Raw genomic sequence first — 26,580 nt, 5'->3', positions numbered from 1 at the left:
CGCACACGGCACCGTCTCCCGCGCCCCGAGACCCCGGCAGGGGACAGGAGTGGGCTTTAGTGCTTCTAAATTTTTCGATCAAAAGTTCATCATGACTAAATACAGCTGTCAATCGCATTGCTAGTATGCGCGACCTTTTCACTCCGACTGAAGCCTCGGACCGATGCGGTCCAAGGCTGAGATGATGCATGGGAGAGCGACATGGATGGTCGCGGCGATACCAACGGTCCGAAGGACGCTCCGACGATCGAGACCGACGATGCGGTCGACCAGCGCCTTGGCGAAACCGTGCGGCTGCTGCGTCAGCGCGCCGGCCTCTCGATCCAGGACGTCGCCAACAAGACCGGCCTGTCGAACGGCATGATCAGCCAGCTCGAACGCGCGCGCGCCATGCCGTCGATCCGCACGCTGCGCCTGCTCAGCATCGCGCTCGACGTACCGATCTCCTATTTCTTCGAGACCACCGATCCCGGCGACGTGCAGCGCTACATCGTGCGCAAGAACAGCCGCCGCCTGCTGCGCCTCACCGCCAGCGGCGTCGTCAAGGAAGCCCTCACCCCCGACGGCAAGGGCCAGCTCGAACTCTACGAGCTCACGCTCAATCCCGGCGCCTCGTCCGGCACCGACTTCCTGCAGCACACCGGCGAGAAGGCCGGCTACGTCCTGTCCGGCAGCCTGCGGCTGTGGCTCGACAACCAGGCCCACGTGCTCGAGGCCGGCGACAGTTTTCGTTTCCCGAGCATCGTGCCGCACATGTTCGACAACCCGACCCAGCAGGCGGCGCGCGTGATCTGGGTGACGACATTGCGCCAGACCGATTCGCCGGCGGGTTGAAGCCCGCAGGCCGGGCCTCGTTTCCGGGACGGCCGGCCGTCCCGCGCCACCTGAAATTGCCCCTCGACGGAAACGCACGGAATCTGTAGCTCACATAATGCCGGACTCCTCGACAGGACGGGGCCGGTACGGTCCGCGGCTGGCGTCTTGGGTGTGAGGCCATGAAACTCAGCGGGGTTGTGACATTTGCGATGGCCACCCAGGTCGTCGTGACCGCCGCACTCCTCCTCGCTTCCTATGCCATGACCGGCACCGCCGGCCCGCGCGGGTTCGGCATGGCCCAGCTCATCGCCCTGATGGCGAGCGGTGTCGTTGCGGTGCTGCTCGCGCGTCTCTGCACGCGCGCGATCGAGACGTCGCAGACCGAGCGGGCTGCCGCGCAACTGGCCGATCGGGCGAAGGCCGTCGCCGAGAGCGCACAGATGACGCAAGCCGTCATCAAGACCGCGCTCGACGCCTTCATTCAAACAGATGAACGCGGCATCGTCGTGGAATGGAGCTTTCAGGCCGAAGCCCTGACCGGATGGTCGCGGCAGGAGGCCATCGGCGCCGACGTCGTCGACCTCCTCGTCGCCGAGCCGCTCCGCGCCGGCTTCAGGCAGCGCATGATGCGGCTGCTGCCAGAACTGTCGGATACGCCGATCGGCATTCGCTTCGAGGTGAGCCTGCTGCACAGGAACGGCGATGCGATCCTGGTCGAGGCGTCGGGCACGGCACTCCGGCTCGGCGGGCGCACCATCATCAACAGTTTCGTCAAGGACATCACCCAGAAGCGCGCCGCCGAGGAGCAGCTGATACAGGCCCAGAAGATGGAGGCGGTCGGGCAACTCACCGGCGGCATTGCGCACGAATTCAACAACATGCTCACCGTGATCACCGGCACGATCGAGATCCTTGCCGACGCCGTGAAGGACAATCCGCCGCTTTCCACCATCACCAAGCTGATCAGCGAGGCCGCCGATCGCGGCGCCGCGCTGACCTCGAGCCTGCTGTCCTTCGCAAGAAAGCAGGCGCTGCAGCCGACGGAGATCGACGTCAACGAGCTGCTCGAGGAGCTGGCCAAACTGCTGCTGGCGACCTTCGACAAGAAGATCGAGATCGTGACGAAGCTCGACAGCAAGGTCTGGCTCGCCCTCGTCGACCGCGGCCAGTTGAGCTCGGCACTGCTCAACCTTGCGATCAACGCCCGCGACGCCATGCTGGACGGCGGCAGGCTGACCCTGACGACACGCAACGTCGTGTTCGGCGTGCGCGAGGCCGTGGCGGTCGGCGCCGGCTATGCCGGCGACTATGTCGAGATCGAGATCGCCGACACCGGCACGGGCATCCGGCGGACCATCCTGGAACGGATCTTCGATCCGTTCTTCTCGACCAAGGAGGTCGGCAAGGGCACGGGGCTCGGGCTCAGCATGGTGTTCGGCTTCGTCAAGCAATCCGGCGGCGGCATCAAGGTCGCATCCGAGGAAGGCTGCGGCACGACATTCACGATCTACCTGCCGAAGGCCGAGGCCAGCACGCTGCGCCCGGCCGGCTATGACGATCGCAAGGTCGTGGGCGGACGGGAAACCATCCTTTGCGTCGAGGACGATCGCGACGTCCGCCAATACGTCACGGTCCAGCTCGAGAGCCTCGGCTACAAGGTCATCCCCGCCGCCAACGCGACCGAAGCGCTCGCCATCGCCGCGGAGGGCAATGCGTTCGACCTGCTGTTCACCGACATCGTGATGGCCGGCGGCATCAACGGACGCGAGCTCGCCGAGCAGATGGTGGCCGCGCGGCCATCCCTGCGGGTGCTGTTCACCTCCGGATACGCCTACGACTCGATGCACGCGCAGGGCCACGCCACGAAGGGCGCACCGCTTCTGACCAAACCCTATCGCAAGGCCGAGCTCGCGCGCATGCTGCGCCGCTCTCTCGACACCGCCGTCGATTCCGTGGGCGACCCGATCCCGACGCCCTACTCGGTGCAGGCCGATGTCGAGGGCTTCCTGCGCAGGCAGGCGGCTGAAGACAGCGGCACGACGCGGTCGCGAAAGTAGCTCTTTCGCGCTAGCTCATCCTTCGCCGCAGCGTTGCCGACGGCGTCTCGCCGAATTTTTCACGGTAGGCGCCGGCCATGCGGCCGAGATGAGTGAAGCCGAGATCGAAGGCGATCTCGGTGATGGAGGCATCGGGCGCGGCCTGCGCCAGCCGGGCGTGCAGACCAGCGAGGCGCATGTCGAGCAGCATCTCCGAGATCGAAACCCCGAAATGACGGCGGAAGCCGAGCTGGAGCGCGCGGATGCCGATCCCGGCGGCGCAGGCAAGCCCCGCAAGGTCGAGCGGCTCGCCGGCATTGTCCGCAAGACGGTCCCGCGCCACGCGAAGCGCACGCGGCAGACGCTCGGCTTGCCCCGAGAACGTCCTGATTGCATCCGACAGGCCGTGACGCTGGCCGTTGAGGAGGTGATCGAGCAGCGCCTCCCGCCAATCGGCAGTGGCGACCGGTGAAAGCCTGCCGGTGGGGCCAAGACGTTCGGCGAGCGTCATCAGCCCGCCAAGGCTGGTCCGCAAGGCCCGCCCGGACGGCGCGTCCAGGTCGATCACAGGATCGAACTCGACCGTGCCCGCCACCCTCCCCGACAAGGCCGCGGCGCGCTGTTCGACCATGCGGCGCTCAAGCAGCAGGATCACTTGGGCACAGTCGCTCCACATCATCCGGGTCGGGATCGTCGGCGACAGCAGCGACGCCGTCCGGTCCGGTACGGCATCGAATTCGCCGGCGCCGGCACGAATGCGGGCGGAGCCCGTGAGCGGAACCTGCAGCAGGAAGAAGCGCTCGAGGCAGCCGGGATCGATGCTGACCGATCCGCCATAGGCAACGTAGTTGATGGAAAAGCCGTCGAACGCCGCACAATTGTGCCGGGCGGAGAAGCCGGCCGCCCGCGCCTGTGCCGGCTTGAGATCGTGCGGACAGAAGATGCGTCCGATCTGCTCGGCCGCCTCGTCGACATCATCGGTGGCGACGCGGGCGAAGCCCGCAAGCCGTTCCGCTGCGGGCACACTTGCGCTCATTTCCAGCACGGCTGCGGACATCGTCGACCACGCTTCGCGTCACGGAATTGCTTTAAGCCTATAATAGTTCCCCGGACGCGGAAAGGCCCGCGTCGCAAAATCGTCGTGCTGCATGGCAAAAGCTCCACCCGGATTCGTTTAGCGGATAGACAGGCAGCCGGTCGCCGGCCGAAGCTCCATCCTCGCCGGAATCCATGAGGAGCGAGCCATGACTGCACTCGAAAAGGGCATAACCGCTGTTGGCACGGGCTATGGCGGCAAGAGCTGGAACATCCTTGGTCAGGTCTATTTCCCCAAGGCCGTCACCGACTCCACCTTCGCGTTCGAGACCAACAGCGATCCCGGCCAGTTCGTGCCGGTGCACATCCATCCGACCCAGGACGAGTTCATCCTGGTGCAGGAGGGCACGCTCGACCTCAAGCTCGACGGCGTCTGGGTCAAAGCCCATGCCGGCGACCTCGTGCGCATGCCGCGCGGCATCCCGCACGGCTATTTCAACAAATCCGACAAGCCCTGCCGCGCGCTGTTCTGGGTCTCGCCGATGCAGAAGCTCGAGGCGCTGTTCAACCAGCTCCACAATCTGACCGACCCTGCCGAAGTCGTGCGCATCTCGGCACTGCACGAGGTCGACTTCCTGCCGCCCGAGGCCAACGACTAAAGCGCGATCGTCGCGCTTTAGTTGTTGTTTGAGCATGATCTTTTCGGAACACCGCTTCACACTTTTCCGGATCATGCTCGAGGCAGCCGCCTCCCCGTCGCCTTTCATCAGCTTGCAGCCCCGCCGGCCGCACCTTGCGGCCGAACGTGGCCGCTTGCGCGCGAAACACCCTGATTGCGAGCAATCCCATGGTCAGTCCCAAGCATGTTTGCGTGATCGGTGCCGGAGTCTCCGGTCTCGCCGCCGCAAAGGCATTCTCCACCCGCGGCCACCGCGTCACCATTCTCGAGCGCAGCGGCGATCTCGGCGGTGTCTGGGAGCCTGCGCGCTCCTATCCTGACGTGCAGACCCAGAGCCCGAAGGATCTCTACCGCTACACCGATCGCGCCATGCCGGACGCTTATCCGGAATGGCCGACCGGGCCGCAGGTCCACGCCTATCTCGCCGACTACGCCAAAAGCTTCGGCCTCGACCGCATGCTGCGCCTCAACACCGAGGTCGCCGGCATGGCGCGCCGCGCCGACGGGAAGCCGGGCTGGACGCTCGCGCTGACCACCAAGGACGGCAAGGCGACGAACGAGGATTTCGATTTCGTCGCGGTCTGCATCGGGCAGTTCAACGAGCCGCGTGAGCTGCATTGCCCGGGCGAGGACGGATTTCTGGCGCAGGGCGGCCAGATCCTGCATTCGTCGAAATACAGCGATCCCGCGCTGGCGAAAGGACGCCGCGTCGTCGTGCTCGGCGGCTCGAAATCGGCGACCGACATCGCGGTGAACGCGGTGAAATCAGGCGCACGCGAAGTCACCATCGTGATGCGCGAGCCGGTCTGGCGGATCCCCTATTTCATCGGCGGCCTCGTGAACTTCAAGCGCATCCTCTACATCCGTGCGCAGGAGGAGATGTTTCCGGGCTGGGGCGCCAGCGCGATGGCGCGGCTCGCACACCGCATCGCAGCGCCCCTGATCTGGGCGAACTGGCGCGGGCTGGAGAGCCTGTTGAAGGCGCAGCTCAAGCTTGGCCCGTGCAAGATGGTGCCGAAAGAGCGGATCGAGGACGGCGTCAACTGCTCGGTGCCGATCGCAACGCCCGGCTTCTATCCGATGGTCGCGGACGGTCGCATCAAGGCGGTGTTCGGCACGTTCGATCATTACGAGGGCGACAGCATCGTGATGAGCGGCGGCGAGCGCGTCGGCGCCGACGTCGCGGTGCTCGCGATCGGCTACAAGCTCGGCGTGCCGTTCCTGCCCGCGGCCTATCAGCAGAAACTGGTCGATGCGGACGGGCAGTACCGGCTCTACCGGCTGATCGCCAACCCTGATCTGCCGGAGCTGGGCTTCGTCGGCTTCAACTCCTCGTTCTGCACCGTGCTGTGCGCCGACCTCGCCGCCAACTGGCTGGTGCGCTACGCCGACGGCCAGCTCGCCAACCAGCCGACGGCGCAGGCGATGCGCGACGACATCGAGATGATGCTGCACTTCAAGCGCGTCGAGCGGCCGGCCGCCGGCGTCTATGGCGGCTTGTGCGTCGCGCCCTATCACTATCGCCATTTCGACGAGCTGATGGCCGATATCGGCGCCAGGAACCAGAAGCGCGGCGGGCTCAAAGGACACTTCCAGCCGCCGGATGCAGATGCCTATGCGAAGTTCCTGGCGACGGCGCCGGACTACCGGGGCCACAGCGTAAGGTCGGAGAACCCGGGCTGAGCGGGATTTGCAACTCGCCAGTCCGCGCGTTTGATGTTTACGATCCCATGATCGACGAATCTCCGGCACACGGGAACCCGCCATGGGACGACGATGTCACGCCGCCGCAGCCCTGGCGGTGCTTGGGCTGATCCTCACGACGTTCACGGCGAGCCAGGCACAAACGCTCACGGCGAGGCAATCGGAGGCGCTCGCCACCTACGATCGCGCGCTCGGCGATTTCAAATCCATCCTTGCCGAGCGGCGCCGACAGATCGCGGCGAAGGAGCCGCTGCCGAACCTGCCGGGACAGGCGCTCTATCTGGCACGCGTCGCGGTCATCAGTGCTTACAAGGATCTCACCGACGCCATGCCGTCGCGGATCGGAAAGCCCAACAAGTTCGAGATTCCGCCGGCCTATTTCGACGCCGACATCGAGCCGCTGGTCGACGAATATGCTGGACTCTTCGAGATCATGGAGGCGCCGCCCGCCGGCGCGCAGAACTCGCCGACGCCGTTCAAGGACGTCGTCGATCTCGCAGTCGCTATCGCGCGCGCCAAGGGACTTGCGCCTGGCCACGCCGAAGCTGCGGGACGTATCAGCCTCGGGCTGTTCTTTGCCGAGACCAACGGCAAGCAGAACGTCCGCAATGCGCGCTCGAACACCTATATGGGCAGCTTCCAGACCGGCCCGTCCGAGGACCGCAACGGCCGCAGGAAATGGGAGTCTATCAAGAGCGAGATCGCGGCGGCCGATCCCGCGCTGGCCGCGCGTGACGACAGGGAAGAGGCACGCGCCCGCGGCACCGATCACCGTTTCAATCACTGGACCAATGTGCGCGACGGCCTGATGAACGCGCATGCCGATCTGTTCCGGGAGATCCCGGGAATCGTGAAGACGCTGCCCGACCCGATCGACCAGATGAAGCTGTTCGAGCTGATCCAGATCGTTCCCACCCCGACGCGGTCCGCGCTCAAATCGGGCGATCTCCTGAACTACCGGGTGTCGAGCCCCACGATCATGAGGCACTTGCGCAACAACAGCATCTTCGCGTTCGGCCAGGCCGACAGATCGCGCAGCTCGGCAAGCTTCCGCGAGATTCTCGCTGCGATGTGGCTGTTCAACCGGAAGTTCGAGAAGGCGATGGCGAAATACGCGGAGATCAGGGCGCACTGAGGCATCGGTTGTAACCGCTACCGGACGTAGTAGGCTCGTGATCTCATCAGCAGCACGGGCAGTTTCATGCGCATCCTCATCCTTGGCGGCAGCCAGTTTCTCGGACGCGCGATTGCGGCCCATGCCTGCGCCAACGGTCACGACGTGACCTGCGCCGCCCGCGGTCTCGCCGGGCCGATCGCGGCAGGCAGCCGACTGATCCGGATCGATCGCGACGTCGCGGACGGTCTCGCGCCGCTCGCGGGTGAGACATTCGATGCCGTCGTCGACGTCTCGCGTCATCCCGGCCAGGTTCGCCGCGCCGTCGCGGCGCTGAAGCGGCCGGGCATGCACTGGACCTTCGTCTCCACGATCAGCGTCTACGCAGACAACCGCATACCGGGACAACGCGCCGACACGGCGCCGCTGCGCGAGCCCATGGCCGAAGACGTCGAGCACAGCACCGACGCCATTTATGGCGCCGCCAAGGTCGCGTGCGAGCAGGCCGTCGGCACTGATGCCTTCATCTGCCGGGCCGGCCTCATCGCCGGGCCGGAGGATCCGACGGGACGGTTCGCGTACTGGCCGGCCCGGCTTGCGCGCGGCGGCGAGGTGCTGGCGCCGGGAGCGCCTGACGATGCCGTCCAGTTCATCGACGTGCGCGATCTCGCACAATGGATCGTGCATGCGGCCGAGGTTGGCCTGACCGGCATCTATGACGGGATTGGACCGGTGCGCACGCGCGGCGAATTCCTGACCGAATGTGCATCCGCGCTGAACTCCGCCTGCACCTTCACCTGGGTCGATCGCGCCTTCCTGGAAGCGCATGACGTACGGCGCTGGGCAGGTCCGCGATCACTGCCGATGTGGCTGCCCCTGCCCGACTTCGCCGGCTTCCTGACACGCGACACCTCGCCGGCACGCGAGGCCGGATTGACCTCGCGCCCGGTGGCCGCCACCGTGCGCGATACGTTCGACTGGCTCCGCGCCGGCAACGGGCCGGTCATCGGTCTCACCAGCGACGACGAGAAGGACGTGCTCGCCGCGTGGCACGCGGGCATGACGAGCTAGGGCAGACTCATAATCTTGATATCGTCTTGTGACCGACAGCGGTCGTTCCTTGGTAACGACGACATGCAGAAGGGCGAGATCACCCGCCACAATGTAGAGTGTGAGCTGGTTCATATCGGCGGCCCCATGCCGCGCGTAGCTTGGCGAGAAGATGTCTCGCTTCCCGGCGCCAAGTCGTCATGGGTTTCCGGACGTCAAGTCGAGCGAACATCTGTCAACCCATAGGAGGACAGGTCATGAAGTTCGCAGCACTGCTTTTGATCTTTGCTCTCGCCGCATTCGCGACGGCTATTCCGGCAGATTCGGCCAACGCATGCGCGCGCCCCTGCGGAAACTATTGTTGCGGATAATCGGCGGAGAATTCCAATGCGCCCATTGATCAAGTGGGGGGCATTAGTGACGATCGTGAGCATCGCACCACTGGCATCCGTGGCTGCGATACGTCACCACACGCCCCCAAATAAACTCAACGAAGCAATCACCGCTATCGGCTTTCACCCGATAACGCCGCCGGTGCTCCTGCGCGCTCCAGGCTCCATCTATCATGTCTCTCCGAACGGCCAGGATTACGACATGCTGTGCGAAGTCTCGCCTGAGCGACTGGTTGGCGTCACCCGCACGTCATCTTCTGCAACCCAAGTCACCTCCGAACTACGAAAGACGCAATATTCGCTCGACTCAAAAGTCGTGCGTTCGATTCAGTCACATACCGATGCAAAATTGGCGGAAGCTGTAAAGCTGGAGCTCGATGACGTTCAAGTGCTGGAGATCTCACTTGAAGACCTATCAATCATCGCTGAGGAGCTGTTCCGTCGCGAGTCCTGTGATCGGGAAGTGAAACGGTATCTGGAAAACGGCGAGTACGTTTGCCAGGGACAGCGGGTCCTCAAGGCGTCGACGAAATACGTGGCGGCCTACGACAATTCAGCGGCGGGCTCCGTGGAACAAACGACAGACCTGATAAAGAATAATTTCGATCCGACTGTCAGCATACAGGGCGGTCAGAGCGTCTCCGGAGCGAACCTTTATTACGGGATGAGACTGGCACCGCGGTGTCTATCCCTCTCAGGGATGCCAAAAGGCAGCCACGGCCACCGTTCTCGCTCTGGGACAGACTGGTCAATCACTTTCCTTCGCTCGAGTTCTTTTGAATATAGCCGCGACACGCCGTGGCAACGGCCAGCGTGTTCATGCAGGCGACAACCGACTCTTTTGGCTCAACCGCGGCGACCACGGCCGAGGCCTTGGTGGCGCCGGCGCCCCCCGCACGCCCAGACCGCTTTTATACACACACGCCCTAATTTTCCGGCTTGTATCCGTCCGTCAGGGTCTTCAGGAACGCGATGATGTCGGCCTTGTCCTGCTCGGTCATCGCCGGCCTGTCGCCGGGGTGACGATCGAAGGGCGGATCGATGACGTCGACATTGGCGTGATATTTTTGCGGCAGGTCGTCGTACTTCAGCACGGTGCCGTCGGCGGCGCGCGGAAACACCTTCTCCGGATTGGTGTCGCGGAAATTGTAGAAATCCAGCACCTGCTCGAGGTTGCGGAAAACGCCGTTGTGGAAGAACGCGTGGCGCACTGCGGTGTTGCGCAGCGTCGGCGTCAGGAACATGCCGCAATATTGCGTCTGCTCGGGCATGTCGGTGCGATGCGGGCCGCAAACGCCGAGGTCGAAATAATTGGGGTCGCGATTCTTAGCGAGCGCGGCGTTGCGCGGGGCGCCGAGCGCCTCGTATTGGTGATCGGTGAACAGCGGCGGCAGGCCGTCGCGGGTCGGTGCCGAGGTGTGGCAGCCGGCGCAATTGGCCTTGTCGGGATCGTTGAACGCTTGCAGCCCGCGCAGCTCGCCCTCGGACAGCCGCGCCTTGCCCTCGAGCCAGTAGTCGTACTTGCTGGTGTAGGGATGGAAGCTCGGCTCCTCGACCTGATAGCGCGCCACCGCGAACATCGCTTCCGCGATCAGCAGCCGCTGATTGTCGAGCACGCGGGCGCTGAACAGCTCGACGAAGCGGCTGGCGTAAGAGGCGCGGCGCAGCTTGCCTGCGACGATCTCGGCGCTGCCGCCGTCCATCTCGTTGGGATCGAGCAGCGGAAACAGCGCCTGGTCCTGCAACGTATCGGCGCGGCCGTCCCAGAACAGGCCGCCTTGCGGCACGATGTTCGCCGACGCGCCGCTACCGCCCGCGGTCTTGGTGGTGCGCGCAGCCTGCTGGCCGAGCGCGGCCATCTGCGCGAGGTCGATGACGTTGTCGTCGTCGCCCCTGTCGGGGCCGATGCTGAAATTCGGATGGCGATCGAGATATGTCAGCGACGGCACCGCGCGTGCACCCGGGCGCGACAAGGTCGCGCCGCCGAGCATGACCGGCCCGTCATTGGGCGGACCGTAGGCGTGATCCGGGCTGTGACAGGACGCGCATGACAGCGCGCCCGAGGACGACAGCGAAGCGTCGTAAAAAATTTCCCTGCCGAGCTGCGCCATCGCCGAGAGCGGAGCGGCCGGCGGACGCATGAGACGAACCGGGTTCGGATTCGCACCCGCGGGATTTGCTTCCGCAAATCCCTGCGTCGCGACGGCAAGGACGGCGCCGGCCAGACAAAGCAGACCGGCGCCGAAAAGCCACATGGTGCGGCTGTTCATATGACCTTGCGTCTTAGTGATGGTGATGCTCGTCCGGCGGGCTGGTCATGACAGTGCCGGAGGTCGGGTCAAGGAACAGCGCGTCCACCCGGAGATCGTGGCGATGATCATGATCGAAGTCGAACAGGTCCATGATCGACCCGGCGCTGGCGTCGAACGAGCCGCCGCCGAGACGCTGGCCGCGCAGCCAATTGTCCTCGATGAACCGCACCACCGAGGCCTGCGAAATGTAGGTGTGGCTGACGAAGTTCGTCCTCGCATAGGGCGAAACCACGATGAAGGGAACGCGGGTGCCCGGACCGCAGCGGCCGTTCACCGGCTTGCCGCTAAGCCCCTTCGGCGCCGGCTGCTTCTGCGGGCCGAGACCGCACAGGCCCGGACCGTTGACCTGGTCGGCGGTCGGATCGTAGGAGGCGCTCTTCGGCGCGACGTATTGGTGATCGTACCAGCCGTCGGAGTCGTCATAGGTGATGATGACCGCGGTCTCGCGCCACTCCGGTTGCTTCTGGAGGAAGTTGATCAGCTCGACATTGCCGACCTGCTCGTCGAGCGGGTCGGAGTAGCCGGCGTGACCGTCCTGGAAGGCCGGCATCTTGATGTAGGACACGGCCGGGAAATGGCCGGCCTTCACCGCGGCGTAGAAGTCCTCGAGATCGTAATTGTGGTTGGCCGGATCGACCTTGCCGTTGAAGTCGTGGGTATGGCCGATCGCGTGGACCGAGCTCGGCCGCGCATGGGTCGGGTTGGCGGTCGACTTGTAGTACTGGAACCAGGCATGGTGCGGAATGTAGTCCGCGGTGGTGCCGTTGACGGTGCTGGAGAACGTGCTGCGCGCGCAGCCCGTTGTACCATTGGCGTTCTTGAGCGTCAGGTCGAAGCCGCCCATGAAGCTGCCCCAACTGATGTGCTCGGCGTTGAGCAGGTCGCCGATGTTCTTGCCGTCCATCAGGATCGTGCTGGTCGTGCTCGAGCAGGCGTCGATGCCCGGATCCGTGTCGCCGACCAGCGTCAGGCCGCCCTGGCCGTCGGGAACGGTCTGCGTCGAGATGCCGACGATGTTCTTGGCACCGTTGGTCTGGCCGGAGATCACCTCGAGCATGCCAGGCGTCGACGGACCAAAGGTGTCGGTCCAGTGATTGTCGCTCATGGCGAAGTGCTGGGCGTAGTTCCAGAAGGCCGTGACGGTGTTGCCGTCGAAATAGCCCATCACCTGGCCGTTGGTGCCGAACGCGCCGGCGCCGCCGGCCGTGCCGCGGCCGGTGAATTTCGGGAACAGGTCTTCCTTGCCGTTGTCCACCGCCTGCTGCTCGGGCGTGTAGGCATGGTTCTGCGAGCGCGTGTTGGCCTGGGTGCGGTCGAGACGGAACGGATCCGTCGCGCCGGTGCCGTTGGCCGGGCTGTTGTTCGGGTTGTTGACCAGCAGGTTCGCCGTGACGAGGTTGTTGACCTTCGGCGTGTGCGGCTTCGGCACGAAGGGTATAGAGCCGGACGGATTGGCCGCGTTCGGATAGGTCGCGAAATAATGGTCGAACGAGCGGTTCTCGTTGAAGATGATCACGAGATGCTTGATCGGCGTCTCGGTGTGGATGTCATGCGGATGACGGTGACGATCGTGATCATGATCGCGGTCCCGACCGAAATCGTCCGCGAGAACAGGCATGGCGCATGCGAGTGCCGTCGCGGCCGCGAAAATCGCGGCCGTCGTCAGAAATCTGGATTTCATTGTTGTGTTGCCCCGAAGGATTGACGCCGACCCCGGGAACGTTAATGGCGCGCGATGACAGAGCTGTGTCAGTTTGACGCAAGAGACACTTTGCGCAGTTGTTCAGACAAGATTTTCTACACGGGCGATTTGCCCGAAGCTGCCTTCCTCGACCCTCATGGTGAGGAGTCCGCCACAGCGGGCGTCTACTCGGTGCGGATCGGAGAATCCTTCAGGCCATTGTTGTCATAGGCCTTGCGCAAGGTGCCGTTGATCGTCGCCTCGTTCATGAATTTGGTGACGAAGGTCAGCGCCAGGCTGTGGCCGAGCGGCACCGCGACGGCTGTCACCGTCTTCTTGAACGTCTCGTCCAGCACCTTTGTACCGGGAATCTTCTGCGCCATCTTGTTGAGCTGGTCGCGCGACAGCGCGAAGGCGTCGATCTCGCCGCTCTTCAGGAGGCCGAAGATCTCGTCATAGGTCTGATAGCCGGTGACCTCAGCGTTCCTGAGATGCGCGACAGCGCCACGCATGGTGGTGGTGGCGTTGACGGCCGCGACCTTGATGCCGGGCTGGCGAGCGAGGCAAAATTGGTCACGTTCGAACCAGCCTTGACGATGTAGGTGGCGTCCGCGACCTCGTAGATCGGCCCGAACATCATCTTGCTCTCGCGCTCGGGGTCCTTTGGCAGCCAGGTGACATCCCAGGTGCCTTTGCTGGCCGCATCGGTGATCTGTCCGGAATTTTGGTGCACGACATATTCGACACCAACGCCGAGCTGGGCCGCCATCTCCTTGCCGAGGTCCACCGGCACGCCGGCATAGCCGGTTTCCGTCCTGGTCGACCAGAATGCGCCGCCTGCGGGGCTGATTGCGATCGCGACCCGCAGCTTACCGGTCGGCGCGATCTCGTCCTTCAGCCCATCGGCTAGCGCGGGCATGGCAACCGCCGCCGCGAGAACGAGACCGGAGAGGGCCGATTGGACGGACGCGGACATGTCATGTTCTCCTCGCGTTTTCTTGTTCTCGTCGTCCCGACCGCTTCGCTTCCGCCACACGACCTTTGACACAATTCTGGTCGATCGTGCGCGCGGTGAAAAGCGGTTTGTCATGACAAACCTGTCAAAGGCCACACCGCCGTTCGCCGTGCAAGGCCGACGACCGCCATGGCTATGGTGTTCCACGGCCGGACATTTGTTGGTAGCCTGCCGCACCGACAGACAGCAATCGGGGGCCACCGAATGACGCGCGCGAATCCCGCATCTCCCGCACATCGCAATGGAGCGTGGAGACATGTTGGACGGGCGCTAGCCGCCACGGCCGCCGTGATCGCGCTCGCCGGCTGCGAGGACAAGAACGCCTACGTGGCTCCGCCCCCGCCCAAGGTGGACGTGGCGACGCCCGTGCAGCGGCCGGTGACGCGCTATGTCGAGGCCACCGGCAACACCGCGCCGATCAAGAATGTCGACTTGGTGGCGCGCGTGCAGGGTTTCCTGCAGTCGATCGACTACCAGGACGGCACCTTCGTCAAGCAGGGCACCCAGCTCTTTACCATCGAGCCCGAGACCTACAAGCTGAAGCTCGAGCAGGCCCAGGCGGCCGAGGCCGGCGCCCAGGCCTCGCTCCGGCAGGCGGAGGCCGACTTCAAGCGGCAAAGCGATCTGGTGCAGCGGCAGGCGGTCTCGCAGGCCACCCTCGACACCTCGACGTCAACGCGCGAAAACGCGCAGGCCAATCTCCTGCAGGCGCAGGCCAACACCAGGATCGCCGAGGTCAACTACGGCTACACCAAGGTCACCGCGCCGTTCGACGGCGTCGTCAGCGCCCACATGGTCTCGATCGGCGAGCTCGTCGGCGTCTCCTCCCCGACCCAGCTCGCGACCATCGTCGCGATGGACCCGATCTGGGTGAACTTCACCGTCAACGAGCAGGACGTGCTACGCATCCGCGCCGAAGCGGCCCGCCGGGGACTGACGCCCACCGACCTCAAGCAATTTCCGATTCAAGTCGGCCTCCAAAACGAAACCGGCTATCCGCATGAAGGCAAGCTCGACTACGTCTCGCCGACTCTCAACCAGTCGACCGGTACGCTTGCCGTGCGCGGCCTCGTCCCCAACGACAAGCGGGTGCTGCTGCCCGGCTATTTCGTCCGCGTCCGCGTGCCCTTCGACCAGGAGAAGGGCGCGCTCCTCGTTCCCGATACCGCGCTCGGCAGCGACCAGGGCGGCCGCTATCTGCTGGTGGTCAATGGCGACAACGTCGTCGAGCAGCGCAAGGTGCAGATCGGCCCCACCGATAACGGCCTGCGCGTGATCGAGAGCGGGCTGAAGCCGGACGACCGCGTCGTGATCGCGGGGCTGCTGCGGGTGATCCCGGGCCAGAAGATCGACCCGCAAGTGACGAAGATCGAGCAGCCGCAGGCGTCTGCCAAGTAGGAGCTGCCTGCCATGATCTCAAAATTCTTCATCGAGCGGCCGGTCCTCTCGAACGTCATCGCACTGCTGATGATCCTGATCGGCGGCGTCGCGCTGTTCAACCTCGCGATCGCGCAATACCCCGACGTGGTGCCGCCGACCGTGCAGGTCACCACGCGCTATCCCGGCGCCAGCGCCAAGACCGTGATCGACACGGTAGCCCTGCCGATCGAACAACAGGTCAATGGCGTCGAGGACATGCTCTACATGCAGTCCTACAGCGGCTCCGACGGCACCTATACGCTGACCGTGACCTTCAAGATCGGCACCGACCTCAACTTCGCGCAGGTGCTGGTGCAGAACCGCGTCTCCAGCGCGCTGTCGCAACTGCCGACGTCCGTGCAGAACCAGGGCGTCACCGTCCAGAAGAAATCGACCTCGATCCTGCTGTTCGTGACACTGACCTCGCCGGACTCCCGGTTCGACAGTCTCTATTTGAGCAACTACGCCACCATCAACATCCGCGACGAGCTCTCGCGCCTGCCCGGCGTCGGCAACGTCACGGTGTTCGGCGCAGGCCAGTATTCGATGCGGGTGTGGCTCGACCCGAACAAGCTGCAAGTCCGTGGCCTCGTGCCGCAGGACGTGATCCAGGCGATCCAGCAGCAGAGCCAGCAGGTCTCCGCCGGCCAGGTCGGCGCGCCGCCGACGCCGCCGGGCCAGGCGTTCCAGTACACGCTCAACGTCAACGGCCGGCTCGACGACACCAGCCAGTTCGAGAACATCATCGTCAAGTCAGGCACCAGCGGCGACGTCACGCGGGTGCGCGACGTCGGCTGGGTCGAACTCGGCGCGCAGACCTACAGCCAGATCTTCTCGCTGAACAAGCAGCCCGCCGTCGGCATCGGCGTGTTCCAGTCGCCGGGCGCCAACGCGCTCCAGGTCGAGCAGGCCGTCGAGAAGAAGATGGCGGAGCTCGCCAAGCGCTTCCCGGAAGGCATCAAATACGACACGCCGTTCGACACAACCAAATTCGTCGAGGCCTCGGTGCACGAGGTCTACATGACGCTGATCGAGGCCGGCCTGCTCGTGCTGGTCGTGATCCTGGTGTTCCTGCAGGACTGGCGCGCCATGCTGGTGCCGGCAACGACCGTGCCGGTGACCATCATCGGCGCCTTCGCCGCGATGGCGGCGCTCGGCTTCACCATCAACATGTCCACGCTGTTCGCGATCGTGCTGGCAATCGGCATCGTCGTCGACGACGCCATCGTGGTGGTCGAAGGCGCCGCCCACAATATCGAGCAGGGCATGAACGGCCACGACGCCGCGATCAAGGCGATGGACCAGCTGTTCGCGCCGATCGTCGGCATCACGCTGGTGCTGATCTCGGTGTTTTTGCCGGCCTCGTTCCTCGCGGGCCTCACGGGCCGCATCTACTCGCAATTCGCGCTGGTGATCGCGGCGACCGCGCTGCTCTCCGCCATCAACGCGGCGACCCTGAAGCCGACGCAATGCGCGCTGTGGCTGCGGCCGGCGGTGCCGCCGGAGCGGCGCAACTTCTTCTATCGCGGCTTCAACAACGTCTATGACCGCGTCGAGCGCGGCTACACGCGGCTGATCACCTTCCTGGTCAGGCACGCCACGGTGTCGGTCGCGGTGGCGCTGGTGCTGATCGGGATCGGCGGCTACGGCCTGTCGCGGGTGCCGACCGGCTTCCTGCCGATCGAGGACCAGGGCTATCTGATCGCCGCCATCCAACTGCCCGACGGCGCCTCGCTGGAGCGGACCCAGAAGGTGCTCGACCGGGCCAGCGAGATCATCAAGGAGACGCCGGGCGTCCAGCAGGTCATCACCATCGCCGGCATCTCCGCGCTCGACAGCAGCGCGAGCCTTGCCAATGCCGGCGTCGCCTACATCATCCTGAAGGATTGGGACGCGCGCAAAAGTCCCGGCGAGGATCTGCGCTCGCTGGTCTACGGGCTGAACGACAAGCTCGCTGTGATCATGGAGGCGCGCACCATCGTGCTGCCGCCGCCGCCGATCCAGGGCATCGGCAACGCCGCCGGCTTCTCGATGCAGGTCGAGCTGCGCGACGGCAACAGCGATTTCGCCAAGCTGCAGGCCATCACCGGTGCGATGGTCAGCAACGGCCAGAGCCAGAGCGCGCTGCAGCGCGTCCAGTCCTCGTTCCGCTCGTCGGTGCCGCAATTCAACGTCGAGATCGACCGCATCAAGACCCAGACGCTGCACGTGACGACGGATCAGGTGTTCTCGGCGCTGTCGACCTATCTCGGCTCGTCCTTCGTCAACCAGTTCAACAAGTTCGGCCGCGTGTTCCAGGTCTACACGCAAGCCGATCCGGCCTTCCGCGTCACCGAGCGCGATATCGCCAACATGCAGGTGCGCAACTCGAACGGCGACATGATCCCGATCGGCACGGTGGCCACGATCACGCCGGCCACCGGCCCGTCGCTGATCAGCCTCTACAATCTCTATCCCTCCTCGACCATCATCGGCCTGCCGGCGCAGGGCTATTCGTCCGGCCAGTCGCTGAAGCTGATGGAGGAGATCGCGGACAAGACGCTGCCGCCCGGCACCGGCTATGAATGGACCGCGATGTCGTACCAGGAGAAGGCGGTCTCGAACCAGATCTACTGGGTGTTCGGCCTCGCCATGCTGCTGGTCTATCTCGTGCTCGCCGGCCAATACGAGAGCTGGTACGCGCCGATCTCGGTGATCCTCGCCGTGCCGCTGTCGCTGATCGGGCCGATGCTGATCCTCAACGGCCTCAAGATCGACAACAACCTCTATTGCCAGATCGGCCTGATCCTGCTGATCGCGCTGTCGGCCAAGAACGCCATCCTGATCGTCGAGGTCGGGCTGGAGCTGCACGGCCGCGACGGCAAGCCGATCCTGGAGTCGGCGATCGAGGCGGCCCGCGCCCGCTTCCGCCCGATCCTGATGACCTCGTTCGCCTTCATCCTCGGCGTGGTGCCGCTGGTGATCGCGACCGGCGCCGGCGCCAGCGCCCGCAAGTCGATCGGCATCACCGTGTTCTCGGGCATGCTGGCCTCGACCTGCCTCGCGGTGCTGTTCGTGCCCGCGTTCTTCGTGGTGGTGCAGCGGTTCGAGAACTGGCGGGCGTCGAAGAAGGCGCCGAAGGTGCAGCCGGCCGTGGAGGTGAAGCCGTAGGCTTCTTCTGCGGAGGCCCGCTCCGATAAAAAAGTCGAAAACAACCCCATGCACAGTAGAACGGCGTTGATGGCGTTGAGTTTTTTTCAGCGACGCCAGCGTTTGACCCGTCGGGCAAGACACTGGCAGAATGGCATGATGGGTGGCATGCACGATGTGCCGCCATCTCCCCGTCATTGCGAGCGCAGCGAAGAAATCCAGAGTCCCGCCGCGGAACGATTCTGGATTGCTTCGCTACGCTCGCAATGACGAGGTTGAAGCAGCTGCGCGCATCTCTTCTGTCATTCCGGGGCGCGCCGACAGGCGCGAGCCCGGAATCCATCGGGCGGCAGAGGCTGCGGGTAGATGGATTCCGGGCTCGTCGCTGCGCGACGCCCCGGAATGACGGGGTGGCGCGAGCCGCCCGCCTCACTGCCCCTCACGCCGCTTGCGGCGTCCGGATCTCGCGCGGCAGGATCAACGCGGCGGCGATCGCGAGCAGGCAGAGCGCGGCGAAGGCGTGCAGCATGGTGACGAACCCGCCCTGCTCGTAGAGCCAGGCGACCAGGCCGACGGAGGCGCCGGCGGCGGTGAAGCCGACGAAATAGCGCACGGCATAGGCGCGCGAGCGCCACTCTTCCGTGGTGTATTTGCCGACCATGGCATCGTTGACCGTGACCTGCCCGAACGCGCCCATGACGATGCCGATCGAGACCAGGATCAGCGGCAGATTGGACAGGCTCGCAGCCAGATACAGGAACGGCGCCAGCATGAAGGACAGCGGCAGCGCCACCGTCTTCAGCGAATAGCGGTCGAGCAGCCGGCCGATCGTGTACTGGGTCATCGCGCCGAACACGTAGACACAGGCCGCGATGACGCCGAGCAGCGCCGGGCTCCTGGTGAGATCGGCGAGCCGCTCCGCGAACAGCTTCGGCAGCGCGACGGTGACGGCGTTGAAGGTCGTGGAGATCGCGATCACCACGATCAGCAGCGCCAGGATCACGCGCCACATGTCCTGCTTGGCGACGCGCGCCTGCGCCGCCGCCTGCTTCGAGCCCTTGCGGTCCTCGTGCACGACCATCATCGCAAACGCGATGCCGATCAGGATGGTGACGACGCCGGGGACGATGAAGGCAAAACGCCAGCCGAGATACTGGCCGATCACGCCGGTCACCAGCGCGGAGGAGGCCACGCCGAGATTGCCCCAGACGCCGTTGATGCCCATCTCGCGGCCGAGCCTGTCGGCATAGGACACGATCATGGCGGTGCCGACGGGATGGTAGATCGAGGCAAAGATGCCGATCGCCAGCAGCGCCGCGCCGAGCTGAACCGGGGTCTGCACGAAGCCGACCGAGATCATGGAGAGGCCAATGCCGATGAAGAAGATCAGCATCATGTGGCGGCGGCTCCAGCGGTCCCCGAGCCAGCCTGTCAGCAGCGAGCCCGCGCCGAACGCGATGAAGCCCGGCGTCGCGTAAGGCAAGAGTTCCGAATAGGCCATGCCGAGCGCCGGCCCCATGATGATCACGGCGGCGGCGAAGATCAGCATCGCATAATGGTCGATGAAATGGCCTGCGTTGACGAAACTGATGACCCGGCTGGGGCTGTTCATACGAATCCTCTCCTGCTCCGAAATGAGTTATATTTCGGGCAAATGACGGGATGCAGCCAATGACTGTCTTGGAAACGCCAATCCTCCGGGAGGTCCGGAGCAACCATCGCTCGCCTGCGGGCGTGCATCTGGTCGCGCGTGACTACCCCAGGGGCCTGCGGCTCGATCCGCACATGCACCGCGAGGCGCAGCTCGTCTATGCCGCCAAGGGCACGATGCAGGTGACGACACCGAAGGGCCGCTGGCTGGTGCCGCCGGACCGCGCCGTCTGGGTTCCGGCCGGGCTCGAGCATGCCATCGACCTGCTCGCCGACATCGAGTTGCGCACGCTGTATTTCGACCTGCCCTGGCTGAAGCGCGAGCAACGCTATGAAGGCCTGACCAAGGAATTCGTGGTGCGGGTCTCGCCGCTGCTCAACCAGGCGATCCTCGCGCTGTTCGACGCGCGCAACACGGAAGAGCGCACCGAGCTGCTGGTCCGCCTCGTCATGCTGGAATTGCACCAGGCCGAGGATTCCGCGACCTTCGTGCCGCTGCCGCGCGAGCCGCGCTGCCGGCGCGCCGCGATGATCGTGCTCGACGACCCAACCGGCCTGCACGACATCGATACGCTGGCGCGCGAGGTCGGAACCTCCGCGCGCACGCTGTCGCGGCTGTTCTCCACGGAGACGCAGCTGAGCTTCAAGAGCTGGTGCCAGCGCGCCCGGATCGCCGCGGCGATCCAGCGGCTGTCCACGGATGCGAACGTCTCGGTGAAGCAGCTCGCGACCCAGCTCGGCTATGCCAGCGTGCCGGCGTTCTCGGCGGCGTTCCGCCAGGTGACGGGGCGGACGCCGACGGCGTTTGCGGGGAAGGGGTAGCGGCAACCTCGGTGTCGTTGCTCGCCGCTCCACTCCCGGTGTCATTGCCCGCGAAGGCGGGGAATCCAATACTCCGAGACGGCGCGGCTAGAACCGAGACGCCGCGGCGTACTGGATGCCCCGCCTGCGCGGGGCATGACAGCGGTTGTGAAGCGCGGCGGTCTTCGCGGGCATGACAACGTTCCTGAGTCGCCTGCCCTGACTAAAGTTGCCAAATTCGCCTGCTTGATTGTGATCGGCTTCTGCCTAAATCCCGTGTAAGCTTCCGCACCGCACAAACCGGTTTCGAAAGGCCCAGATGGCTAACGCCTTCTTCTCCGATCTCCTCGCCACCATCTCCGAGCGCGGCCGTACGCTGCTTCGTCGCGATTCCGCGGATACCAAACAGGACGCCGACGGCCTGATCGCGCTCTGCGGTGCGCTGCTGTCGGGCCGGGGCGAAGCCTCCGGCACAGCCATGGCGCGCGAGGTGCTCGATCTCTACCAGGACCTGGATGCGGCAGGACGCCGCGCCTTCTTCGAGGCGCTGGTGCGCGATTTCGGCCCCGACCGGGAACGCCTGTCCAAGGCGATAGAGAAATGGCGCGCCAAGCCCAGCGACGAGGACGCGAGCTCGCTGCATTTCGCCTCCGAGCCGCGCCGGCAGGAGCTGATCCGCCGCCTCAACCGCGCGCCCGGCGGCACCGGCGACCTCGTCAACATGCGTGCCGACCTGCTCGGCATGATGAACGGACACACCGATCTCGCCGCGCTCGATCGCGACGTCTCGCATCTGCTTTCTTCGTGGTTCAACAGGGGGTTTCTCGTGCTGCGCAGGATTGACTGGTCAACCCCGGCCAACATCCTCGAAAAGATCATTCGCTATGAAGCCGTCCACGAGATCAGCGACTGGGACGATTTGCGCCGTCGCATCGATCCGGTCGACCGCCGCTGCTACGCCTTCTTCCATCCGGCGATGGTGGACGAGCCCCTGATCTTCGTCGAGGTGGCGCTGACCGAGACGATCCCCGGCGCGATCGCGCCGCTACTGGCGGTCGACCGCCAGCATCTGCCGATCGAGCGCGCGCGCACCGCCGTGTTCTATTCGATCTCCAACACCCAGCGTGGCCTCGGCGGCATCTCGTTCGGCAGCTTCCTGATCAAGCAGGTGGTGGAAGAGCTGCGCCGCGAATTGCCGAAGCTCGACAGCTTCGTGACGCTGTCGCCGGTGCCGGGCTTCATGCAATGGGTCAAGCAGGACAAGGAGCTGCCGCTGTCGGACGAGGATCGCGAGGTGCTGAAGCGCCTCGACGATCCCAAATGGTTCGAGAACCCCGAGACGACGGCACTGCTGCGCGGCATACTGGAGCCGCTCGCGGCGCACTACTTCCTGAAGGCCCGCACGGCGAAGGGCCGGCTGATCGACTCCGTCGCCCGCTTCCATCTCGGCAACGGCGCGCGGCTCGAGCGCATCAACTGGCTCGGCGACCTCTCGCCCAAGGGCGTGCGCGAGTCGGCCGGCGTGATGGTCAACTACCTCTACCGCCTCGACGACATCGAGAAGAACCACGAAGCCTACGCCAATGACGGCGAGATCGTTGCCTCGAGCGCGGTGAAGAAGCTGCTGAAGGGCGAAGGACGGCGGCTGCTGGATATGCGGCTGTCGTAGGGTTCTGTCGTCCTGGCGAAAGCCAGGACGACGTTGGGGAGAGTTCTCGCGACTATCGCAACGATACATGCGCGGCGTGGAGTGAATTACTCCGCCAGCGCCTTCATCTCCTTGTAGAGATCCGACTTGCCTTCGAAGCCGATGCCCGGAAGGTCCGGCATGGTGATGTGGCCGTTCTCGACGCGCACGCCGTCGGGGAAGCCGCCGTAGGGCTGGAACAGGTCCGGGTAGCTTTCGTTGCCGCCGAGGCCAAGGCCGGCGGCGATGTTGAGCGACATCTGGTGGCCGCCATGCGGGATGCAGCGGCTTGGCGACCAGCCATGGGTCTTCAGCACTTCGAGCGTGCGCTGGTATTCGCAGAGGCCATAGGACAGCGCGCAGTCGAATTGCAGCCAGTCGCGGTCCGGGCGCATGCCGCCATAGCGGAGCAGGTTGCGCGCGTCCTGGTGGCTGAACAGGTTTTCGCCTGTCGCCATCGGGCCGGGATAGAATTTGGCGAGCGCGGCCTGCAGCGCGTAGTCGAGGGGATCGCCGACCTCCTCGTACCAGAACAGCGGATAATCGCGCAGCATCTTGGCATAGGCGATGCCGGTCTCGAGGTTGAAGCGGCCGTTGGCGTCGACGGCGAGCTGCGCGTCCTTGCCGATCTCCTCCAGCACCGCCTCGATGCGCATGCGATCCTCCTCGATCGGCGCGCCGCCGATCTTCATCTTCACGACGTTGTAGCCGCGGTCGAGATAGCCACGCATCTCGCCGCGCAGCATCGAGAGCCCCTTGCCGGGATAGTAGTAGCCGCCGGCGGCATAGACGAACACGCGCGGGTTGGCTTTGACGCCGTGACGTTCGGCGAGCAGGCGAAACAGCGGCTTGCCCGCGATCTTCGCCACCGCGTCCCACACCGCCATGTCGATGGTGCCGACCGCGACCGAGCGCTCGCCATGGCCGCCCGGCTTCTCGTTGATCATCATCGCGGCCCAGACCTTGTCGGGATCGAGATTGTCGCCGGCCTCGTTCAGAAGCTTCTTCGGATCGGCCTCCAGGATGCGCGAGGCGAAGCGCTCGCGGATCAGGCCGCCCTGCCCGTAGCGGCCGTTGGAATTGAAGCCGTAGCCGACGACGCGCTTGCCGTCGCGCACAACGTCAGTGACGACCGCGACGAGGCTCGTCGTCATCTTGGTGAAATCGATATAGGCGTTGCGGATCGGCGATGAGATCGGCTTGGTGATCTCGCGGACGTCGACGATGCGGACGGACATGGGGTTGGCTTTCTCTTATCGTCATTCCGGGGCGATGCGCAGCATCGAACCCGGAATCTCGAGATTCCGGGTTCTCGCTTCGCGAGCCCCGGAATGACAGCATGTTACTTCTTATCCCTGAAATACGGCTCGACCGGCCCGTGCACCTTGATGGTCAGCGGGTTGCCGTGGCGGTCCTTGGCGTTGCCGGCGGTGACGCGGACCCAGCCTTCGCTGATGCAGTACTCCTCGACATTGGTCTTCTCGATGCCCTTGAAGCGGATGCCGACGTCGCGCGCCAGGATGTCCGCGTTGTAATAGGGGCTGTTCGGATCGACCGACAGGCGGTCCGGAAATTCGTCGCTCATGATTGTCTCGCTCATAACAGGGTCTCGATTTGCTGCCGCAATCCTTCGGGCCGCGCGGTCGGCGCGTAGCGCGCGATCACCCGGCCGGCACGGTCCACCAAGAATTTGGTGAAATTCCATTTGATGGAGGCGCCGAGGAGCCCGGATTGCTGGCGTTTCAGATACTCATACAAGGGATGCGCGTTGGCGCCGTTGACGTCGATCTTCTCGAACAGGGGAAAGGTGACGTCGTAATTGGTCGAGCAGAATTCCTGGATCTCGCTCGCCTGCCCCGGCTCCTGCGCGCCGAACTGGTTGCAGGGAAAGCCGAGCACCGCGAAGCCGCGCGGCGAGAGATCGCGGTAGAGATCCTCAAGGCCGCGATATTGCGGCGTGAAGCCGCATTTGCTCGCGGTGTTGACGATCAGGAGCACCTGCCCTTCGAACCGGCGCATGGGCACTTCCTCGCCGAGCAGCGAGTTGGCCTTGAAGTCGTAAATCGCCGACATCGCTAACCCACGGGATCGATCGGCGACGGCGGCACGCCGCCCGCCTCGATCGCTTCGCCGGCAAGCAGGCACAGATCCTCGCGGTAGCGGCCGGACACGATATGCACGCCGACCGGCGCCTTGCCGACGAGGCCGGTGGAGACCACGAGGCCTGGCAGACCCATGAAGGGAATCGCGATCTGGGGCAGCTGCGCCTCCCAGACCCGCTTGAAGGATTCGTCGTCTTTGCGGTCGAGATGATCCGGGAACGGCAATTCGCCGGAGACCGGCGTCAGCAGCACCGCATATTTTTCGAAGAACAGCATCCAGTCGCGGGTCAGCGTGGCGCGGCGGGTCAATGCCTTCGCGTAATTCGCCTGGTCCATCGGCGTCACCCTGCTGCGGTTGCCGCGCAGGCACGCCAGCGCACCGGGATCGCCTTCGCGCTCTGCCATCTCGAGCTGCGCCTCATAGCCGTCGCCGAGCCAAAGCTTGATCTGCCACTCGACCGCCTCGCGCATCGGCGGCGTGTTCTCGATCACGTCAACGGTCCACCCGGCACGCTCGAGGCGCTTGCCGGCATCGGTCACCGCCGCCTTCACCTCCGGCGTGGTCGCAAGGCCGTCCGGGTTGAGGCAGAGCGCGGCGCGCTTCGGCCGCGCGGGACCTTCCAGCGGCGCCGGCACATACCAGGGGTCGCGGATGTCGCGCGCCGACATGGCCGCGAGCGAAATCCTGATGTCGTTGACGGTGCGCGCCAGGGGTCCCGACACCGCCATGATCTGCGGGCCGATCGGGCGTTCCGGCAGCGCCGGATTGAAGGCGGGGATGCGGCCCAGGGTCGGCCGCAGGCCATGCACGCCGCAGGCATAGGCGGGATAGCGGATCGAGCCGGCGATGTCGGTGCCATGGGCGATATGGCCGATGCCGGCCGCGACCGCCGAGCCGGCGCCGCCAGACGAGCCGCCCGGCGTCAGCGAGGCATCGCGGGGGTTCTTGGTGTCGCCGTGGACCAGGTTGGTGGTGAACCAGCGATAGGAGAAGGCCGGGCAATTGGTGCGGCCGAGCAGGATGGCGCCCGCCTTCCGAAAGTTGGCGACCACCGGATTGTCCTCGCGCGCGATCAGGTCGCGCTGGAGTTTTAAGCCGTTGGTGGTGGCAAAGCCCTCCTGGTCGACATTGGCCTTGATGGTGACGGGCACGCCGGCCAGCACGCCGGGGTCCTCGCCCCGGCTAATTGCGGCATCGACGGCGTCAGCCTGCTTGAGCACGTCCTCCGGCCGGTGGTCGATCACGGCGTTGAGCTGGGGATTGACGGCGTCCAGACGGGCGAGGCCCGCCTTGGCCGCCTCCCTGGCGGACACCTTTTTGGTCTTGACGAGGGTGGCGAGGTCGGCAGCCGACAGGCGCCAGAGATCTTGCATGGCTTGCTCCGTGTAACCGGCGTCTTTTAGCGCCGGGAACGCGGTAAAGCCATGCGGATTTCGCAGGGCGAAGGGCTCGGATTGCGGCATCTTTCGGCATTGCGAGCGCAGCGAAGCAATCCAGACTGTCTCCGCGGAACCGGTCTGGATTGCTTCGTCGCATCAGCGCAAAATTGCTTCGCAATTTTGTCGCGCGCTCCTCGCAATGACGTGGAGAGAGCGGCGGACCTCTCTAATGCCTCGTCGCGGACTGATCCGGCATGTCCAGCAGCGCTTCGGTGAAGGGAAACTCCAGCACGACTTCGCCGTCGACATCGGTGACCTCGATCACCGCCTCCAGCAGCGCCGGCTGGGTCCCTTCCGATCTCAGGACCTCCAGGATCATCTGGCGGGCGACCTCCCAGGCGCGATCGGGATTGCGCAGATCCTCGCCCTCGGGATCCACGATCAATTCATCGCCGATGCGGGTGTTGAAGAAATATTTGGGCATCACCGAGGTCCAGATTGGGTCGCCTGTAGCCGATTGGAAGCCGTTCCATACTCACAACTGGTTTATCCCGACAGGGATCACGACCTATCGGCAA

General features: G+C 64.9%; 19 protein-coding genes and 1 pseudogene. 10 read left to right on the top strand and 10 right to left on the bottom strand.

Features of this window, described 5'->3' with window-relative positions; genetic code table 11:
• Positions 1 to 201: 201 nt before the first annotated feature.
• A complete protein-coding gene (locus ACFLEY_RS10245; protein WP_060908668.1) occupies positions 202 to 834 on the top strand; it encodes a cupin domain-containing protein in 633 nt (210 codons plus the stop codon).
• A 161-nt stretch (positions 835 to 995) separates the two neighbouring features.
• Complete coding sequence (locus ACFLEY_RS10240; protein ID WP_396604626.1) at positions 996 to 2,873, top strand: PAS domain S-box protein; 1,878 nt, start codon at positions 996 to 998, stop codon at positions 2,871 to 2,873.
• Between the two features lie 10 nt (positions 2,874 to 2,883).
• On the opposite strand, the gene ACFLEY_RS10235 is transcribed toward ACFLEY_RS10240, so the two are convergent.
• Positions 2,884 to 3,909 (bottom strand): AraC family transcriptional regulator, encoded by a 1,026-nt coding sequence (locus tag ACFLEY_RS10235; protein WP_060908670.1) that lies wholly within the window; start codon positions 3,907 to 3,909, stop codon positions 2,884 to 2,886.
• Between the two features lie 187 nt (positions 3,910 to 4,096).
• On the opposite strand from ACFLEY_RS10235, the gene ACFLEY_RS10230 reads away from it, so the two are divergent.
• From ACFLEY_RS10230 to ACFLEY_RS10215, 4 genes are all read left to right on the top strand, one after another.
• The gene (locus tag ACFLEY_RS10230; protein WP_011089457.1) at positions 4,097 to 4,546 is read left to right on the top strand and encodes a cupin domain-containing protein; all 450 of its coding nucleotides are present in this window, start codon (positions 4,097 to 4,099) and stop codon (positions 4,544 to 4,546) included.
• A gap of 188 nt (positions 4,547 to 4,734) precedes the next feature.
• Positions 4,735 to 6,249: an NAD(P)/FAD-dependent oxidoreductase gene (locus ACFLEY_RS10225; protein ID WP_060908671.1), complete on the top strand. Its 1,515-nt coding sequence runs from the start codon at positions 4,735 to 4,737 to the stop codon at positions 6,247 to 6,249.
• An 82-nt stretch (positions 6,250 to 6,331) separates the two neighbouring features.
• Positions 6,332 to 7,405: a hypothetical protein gene (locus ACFLEY_RS10220; RefSeq protein WP_060908672.1), complete on the top strand. Its 1,074-nt coding sequence runs from the start codon at positions 6,332 to 6,334 to the stop codon at positions 7,403 to 7,405.
• 66 nt (positions 7,406 to 7,471) lie between these two features.
• On the top strand, positions 7,472 to 8,455 hold the full coding sequence (locus ACFLEY_RS10215; protein WP_060908673.1) for an SDR family oxidoreductase: 984 nt from the start codon (positions 7,472 to 7,474) through the stop codon (positions 8,453 to 8,455).
• A gap of 1,297 nt (positions 8,456 to 9,752) precedes the next feature.
• Here the strand turns inward: ACFLEY_RS10215 and ACFLEY_RS10210 are convergent.
• From ACFLEY_RS10210 to ACFLEY_RS10200, 3 genes and pseudogenes are all read right to left on the bottom strand, one after another.
• Positions 9,753 to 11,096, bottom strand: a complete 1,344-nt coding sequence (locus tag ACFLEY_RS10210) for a cytochrome-c peroxidase (protein ID WP_060908674.1) — start codon at positions 11,094 to 11,096, stop codon at positions 9,753 to 9,755.
• A 13-nt stretch (positions 11,097 to 11,109) separates the two neighbouring features.
• Complete coding sequence (locus ACFLEY_RS10205) at positions 11,110 to 12,819, bottom strand: phospholipase C (protein WP_060908675.1); 1,710 nt, start codon at positions 12,817 to 12,819, stop codon at positions 11,110 to 11,112.
• 185 nt (positions 12,820 to 13,004) lie between these two features.
• Positions 13,005 to 13,795 (bottom strand): annotated as a pseudogene (locus tag ACFLEY_RS10200) (ABC transporter substrate-binding protein).
• 243 nt (positions 13,796 to 14,038) lie between these two features.
• Between ACFLEY_RS10200 and ACFLEY_RS10195 the strand changes: the two are divergent.
• Entirely contained in the window at positions 14,039 to 15,232 is a 1,194-nt protein-coding gene (locus ACFLEY_RS10195) for an efflux RND transporter periplasmic adaptor subunit (protein WP_028174566.1), read from the top strand.
• Between the two features lie 12 nt (positions 15,233 to 15,244).
• Positions 15,245 to 18,403, top strand: a complete 3,159-nt coding sequence (locus tag ACFLEY_RS10190; RefSeq protein ID WP_060908676.1) for an efflux RND transporter permease subunit — start codon at positions 15,245 to 15,247, stop codon at positions 18,401 to 18,403.
• A 418-nt stretch (positions 18,404 to 18,821) separates the two neighbouring features.
• Here ACFLEY_RS10190 and ACFLEY_RS10185 read toward each other — a convergent pair whose 3' ends face one another.
• On the bottom strand, positions 18,822 to 19,994 hold the full coding sequence (locus ACFLEY_RS10185) for an MFS transporter (RefSeq protein WP_304567362.1): 1,173 nt from the start codon (positions 19,992 to 19,994) through the stop codon (positions 18,822 to 18,824).
• A gap of 59 nt (positions 19,995 to 20,053) precedes the next feature.
• Between ACFLEY_RS10185 and ACFLEY_RS10180 the strand changes: the two genes are divergently transcribed.
• Both ACFLEY_RS10180 and ACFLEY_RS10175 read left to right on the top strand, forming a co-directional pair.
• Complete coding sequence (locus ACFLEY_RS10180) at positions 20,054 to 20,854, top strand: helix-turn-helix transcriptional regulator (protein WP_038967656.1); 801 nt, start codon at positions 20,054 to 20,056, stop codon at positions 20,852 to 20,854.
• A 298-nt stretch (positions 20,855 to 21,152) separates the two neighbouring features.
• Positions 21,153 to 22,502 (top strand): malonyl-CoA decarboxylase, encoded by a 1,350-nt coding sequence (locus ACFLEY_RS10175; RefSeq protein ID WP_011089468.1) that lies wholly within the window; start codon positions 21,153 to 21,155, stop codon positions 22,500 to 22,502.
• Positions 22,503 to 22,588: 86 nt separating this feature from the next.
• Here ACFLEY_RS10175 and tarD read toward each other — a convergent pair whose 3' ends face one another.
• The 5 genes from tarD to ACFLEY_RS10150 form a co-directional block, all read right to left on the bottom strand.
• A complete protein-coding gene (gene tarD / locus ACFLEY_RS10170; protein ID WP_396604625.1) occupies positions 22,589 to 23,758 on the bottom strand; it encodes a D(-)-tartrate dehydratase in 1,170 nt (389 codons plus the stop codon).
• A 104-nt stretch (positions 23,759 to 23,862) separates the two neighbouring features.
• On the bottom strand, positions 23,863 to 24,120 hold the full coding sequence (locus tag ACFLEY_RS10165) for a DUF3297 family protein (protein WP_011089470.1): 258 nt from the start codon (positions 24,118 to 24,120) through the stop codon (positions 23,863 to 23,865).
• A complete protein-coding gene (locus ACFLEY_RS10160) occupies positions 24,117 to 24,593 on the bottom strand; it encodes a glutathione peroxidase (protein ID WP_011089471.1) in 477 nt (158 codons plus the stop codon). The genes ACFLEY_RS10165 and ACFLEY_RS10160 overlap by 4 nt, the downstream gene beginning before the upstream one ends.
• A 2-nt stretch (positions 24,594 to 24,595) precedes the next feature.
• A complete protein-coding gene (locus ACFLEY_RS10155; protein ID WP_011089472.1) occupies positions 24,596 to 25,996 on the bottom strand; it encodes an amidase family protein in 1,401 nt (466 codons plus the stop codon).
• Positions 25,997 to 26,228: 232 nt separating this feature from the next.
• Positions 26,229 to 26,486, bottom strand: coding sequence for a DUF6894 family protein (locus ACFLEY_RS10150; RefSeq protein WP_028174561.1), 258 nt, complete (start codon positions 26,484 to 26,486; stop codon positions 26,229 to 26,231).
• Between the last annotated feature and the right edge of the window lie 94 nt (positions 26,487 to 26,580).

The sequence above is a fragment of the Bradyrhizobium sp. YCK136 genome (genome assembly GCF_044570075.1).
Lineage (GTDB): Bacteria > Pseudomonadota > Alphaproteobacteria > Rhizobiales > Xanthobacteraceae > Bradyrhizobium > Bradyrhizobium diazoefficiens.
This window is presented reverse-complemented; position numbering and strand designations above follow the sequence as displayed.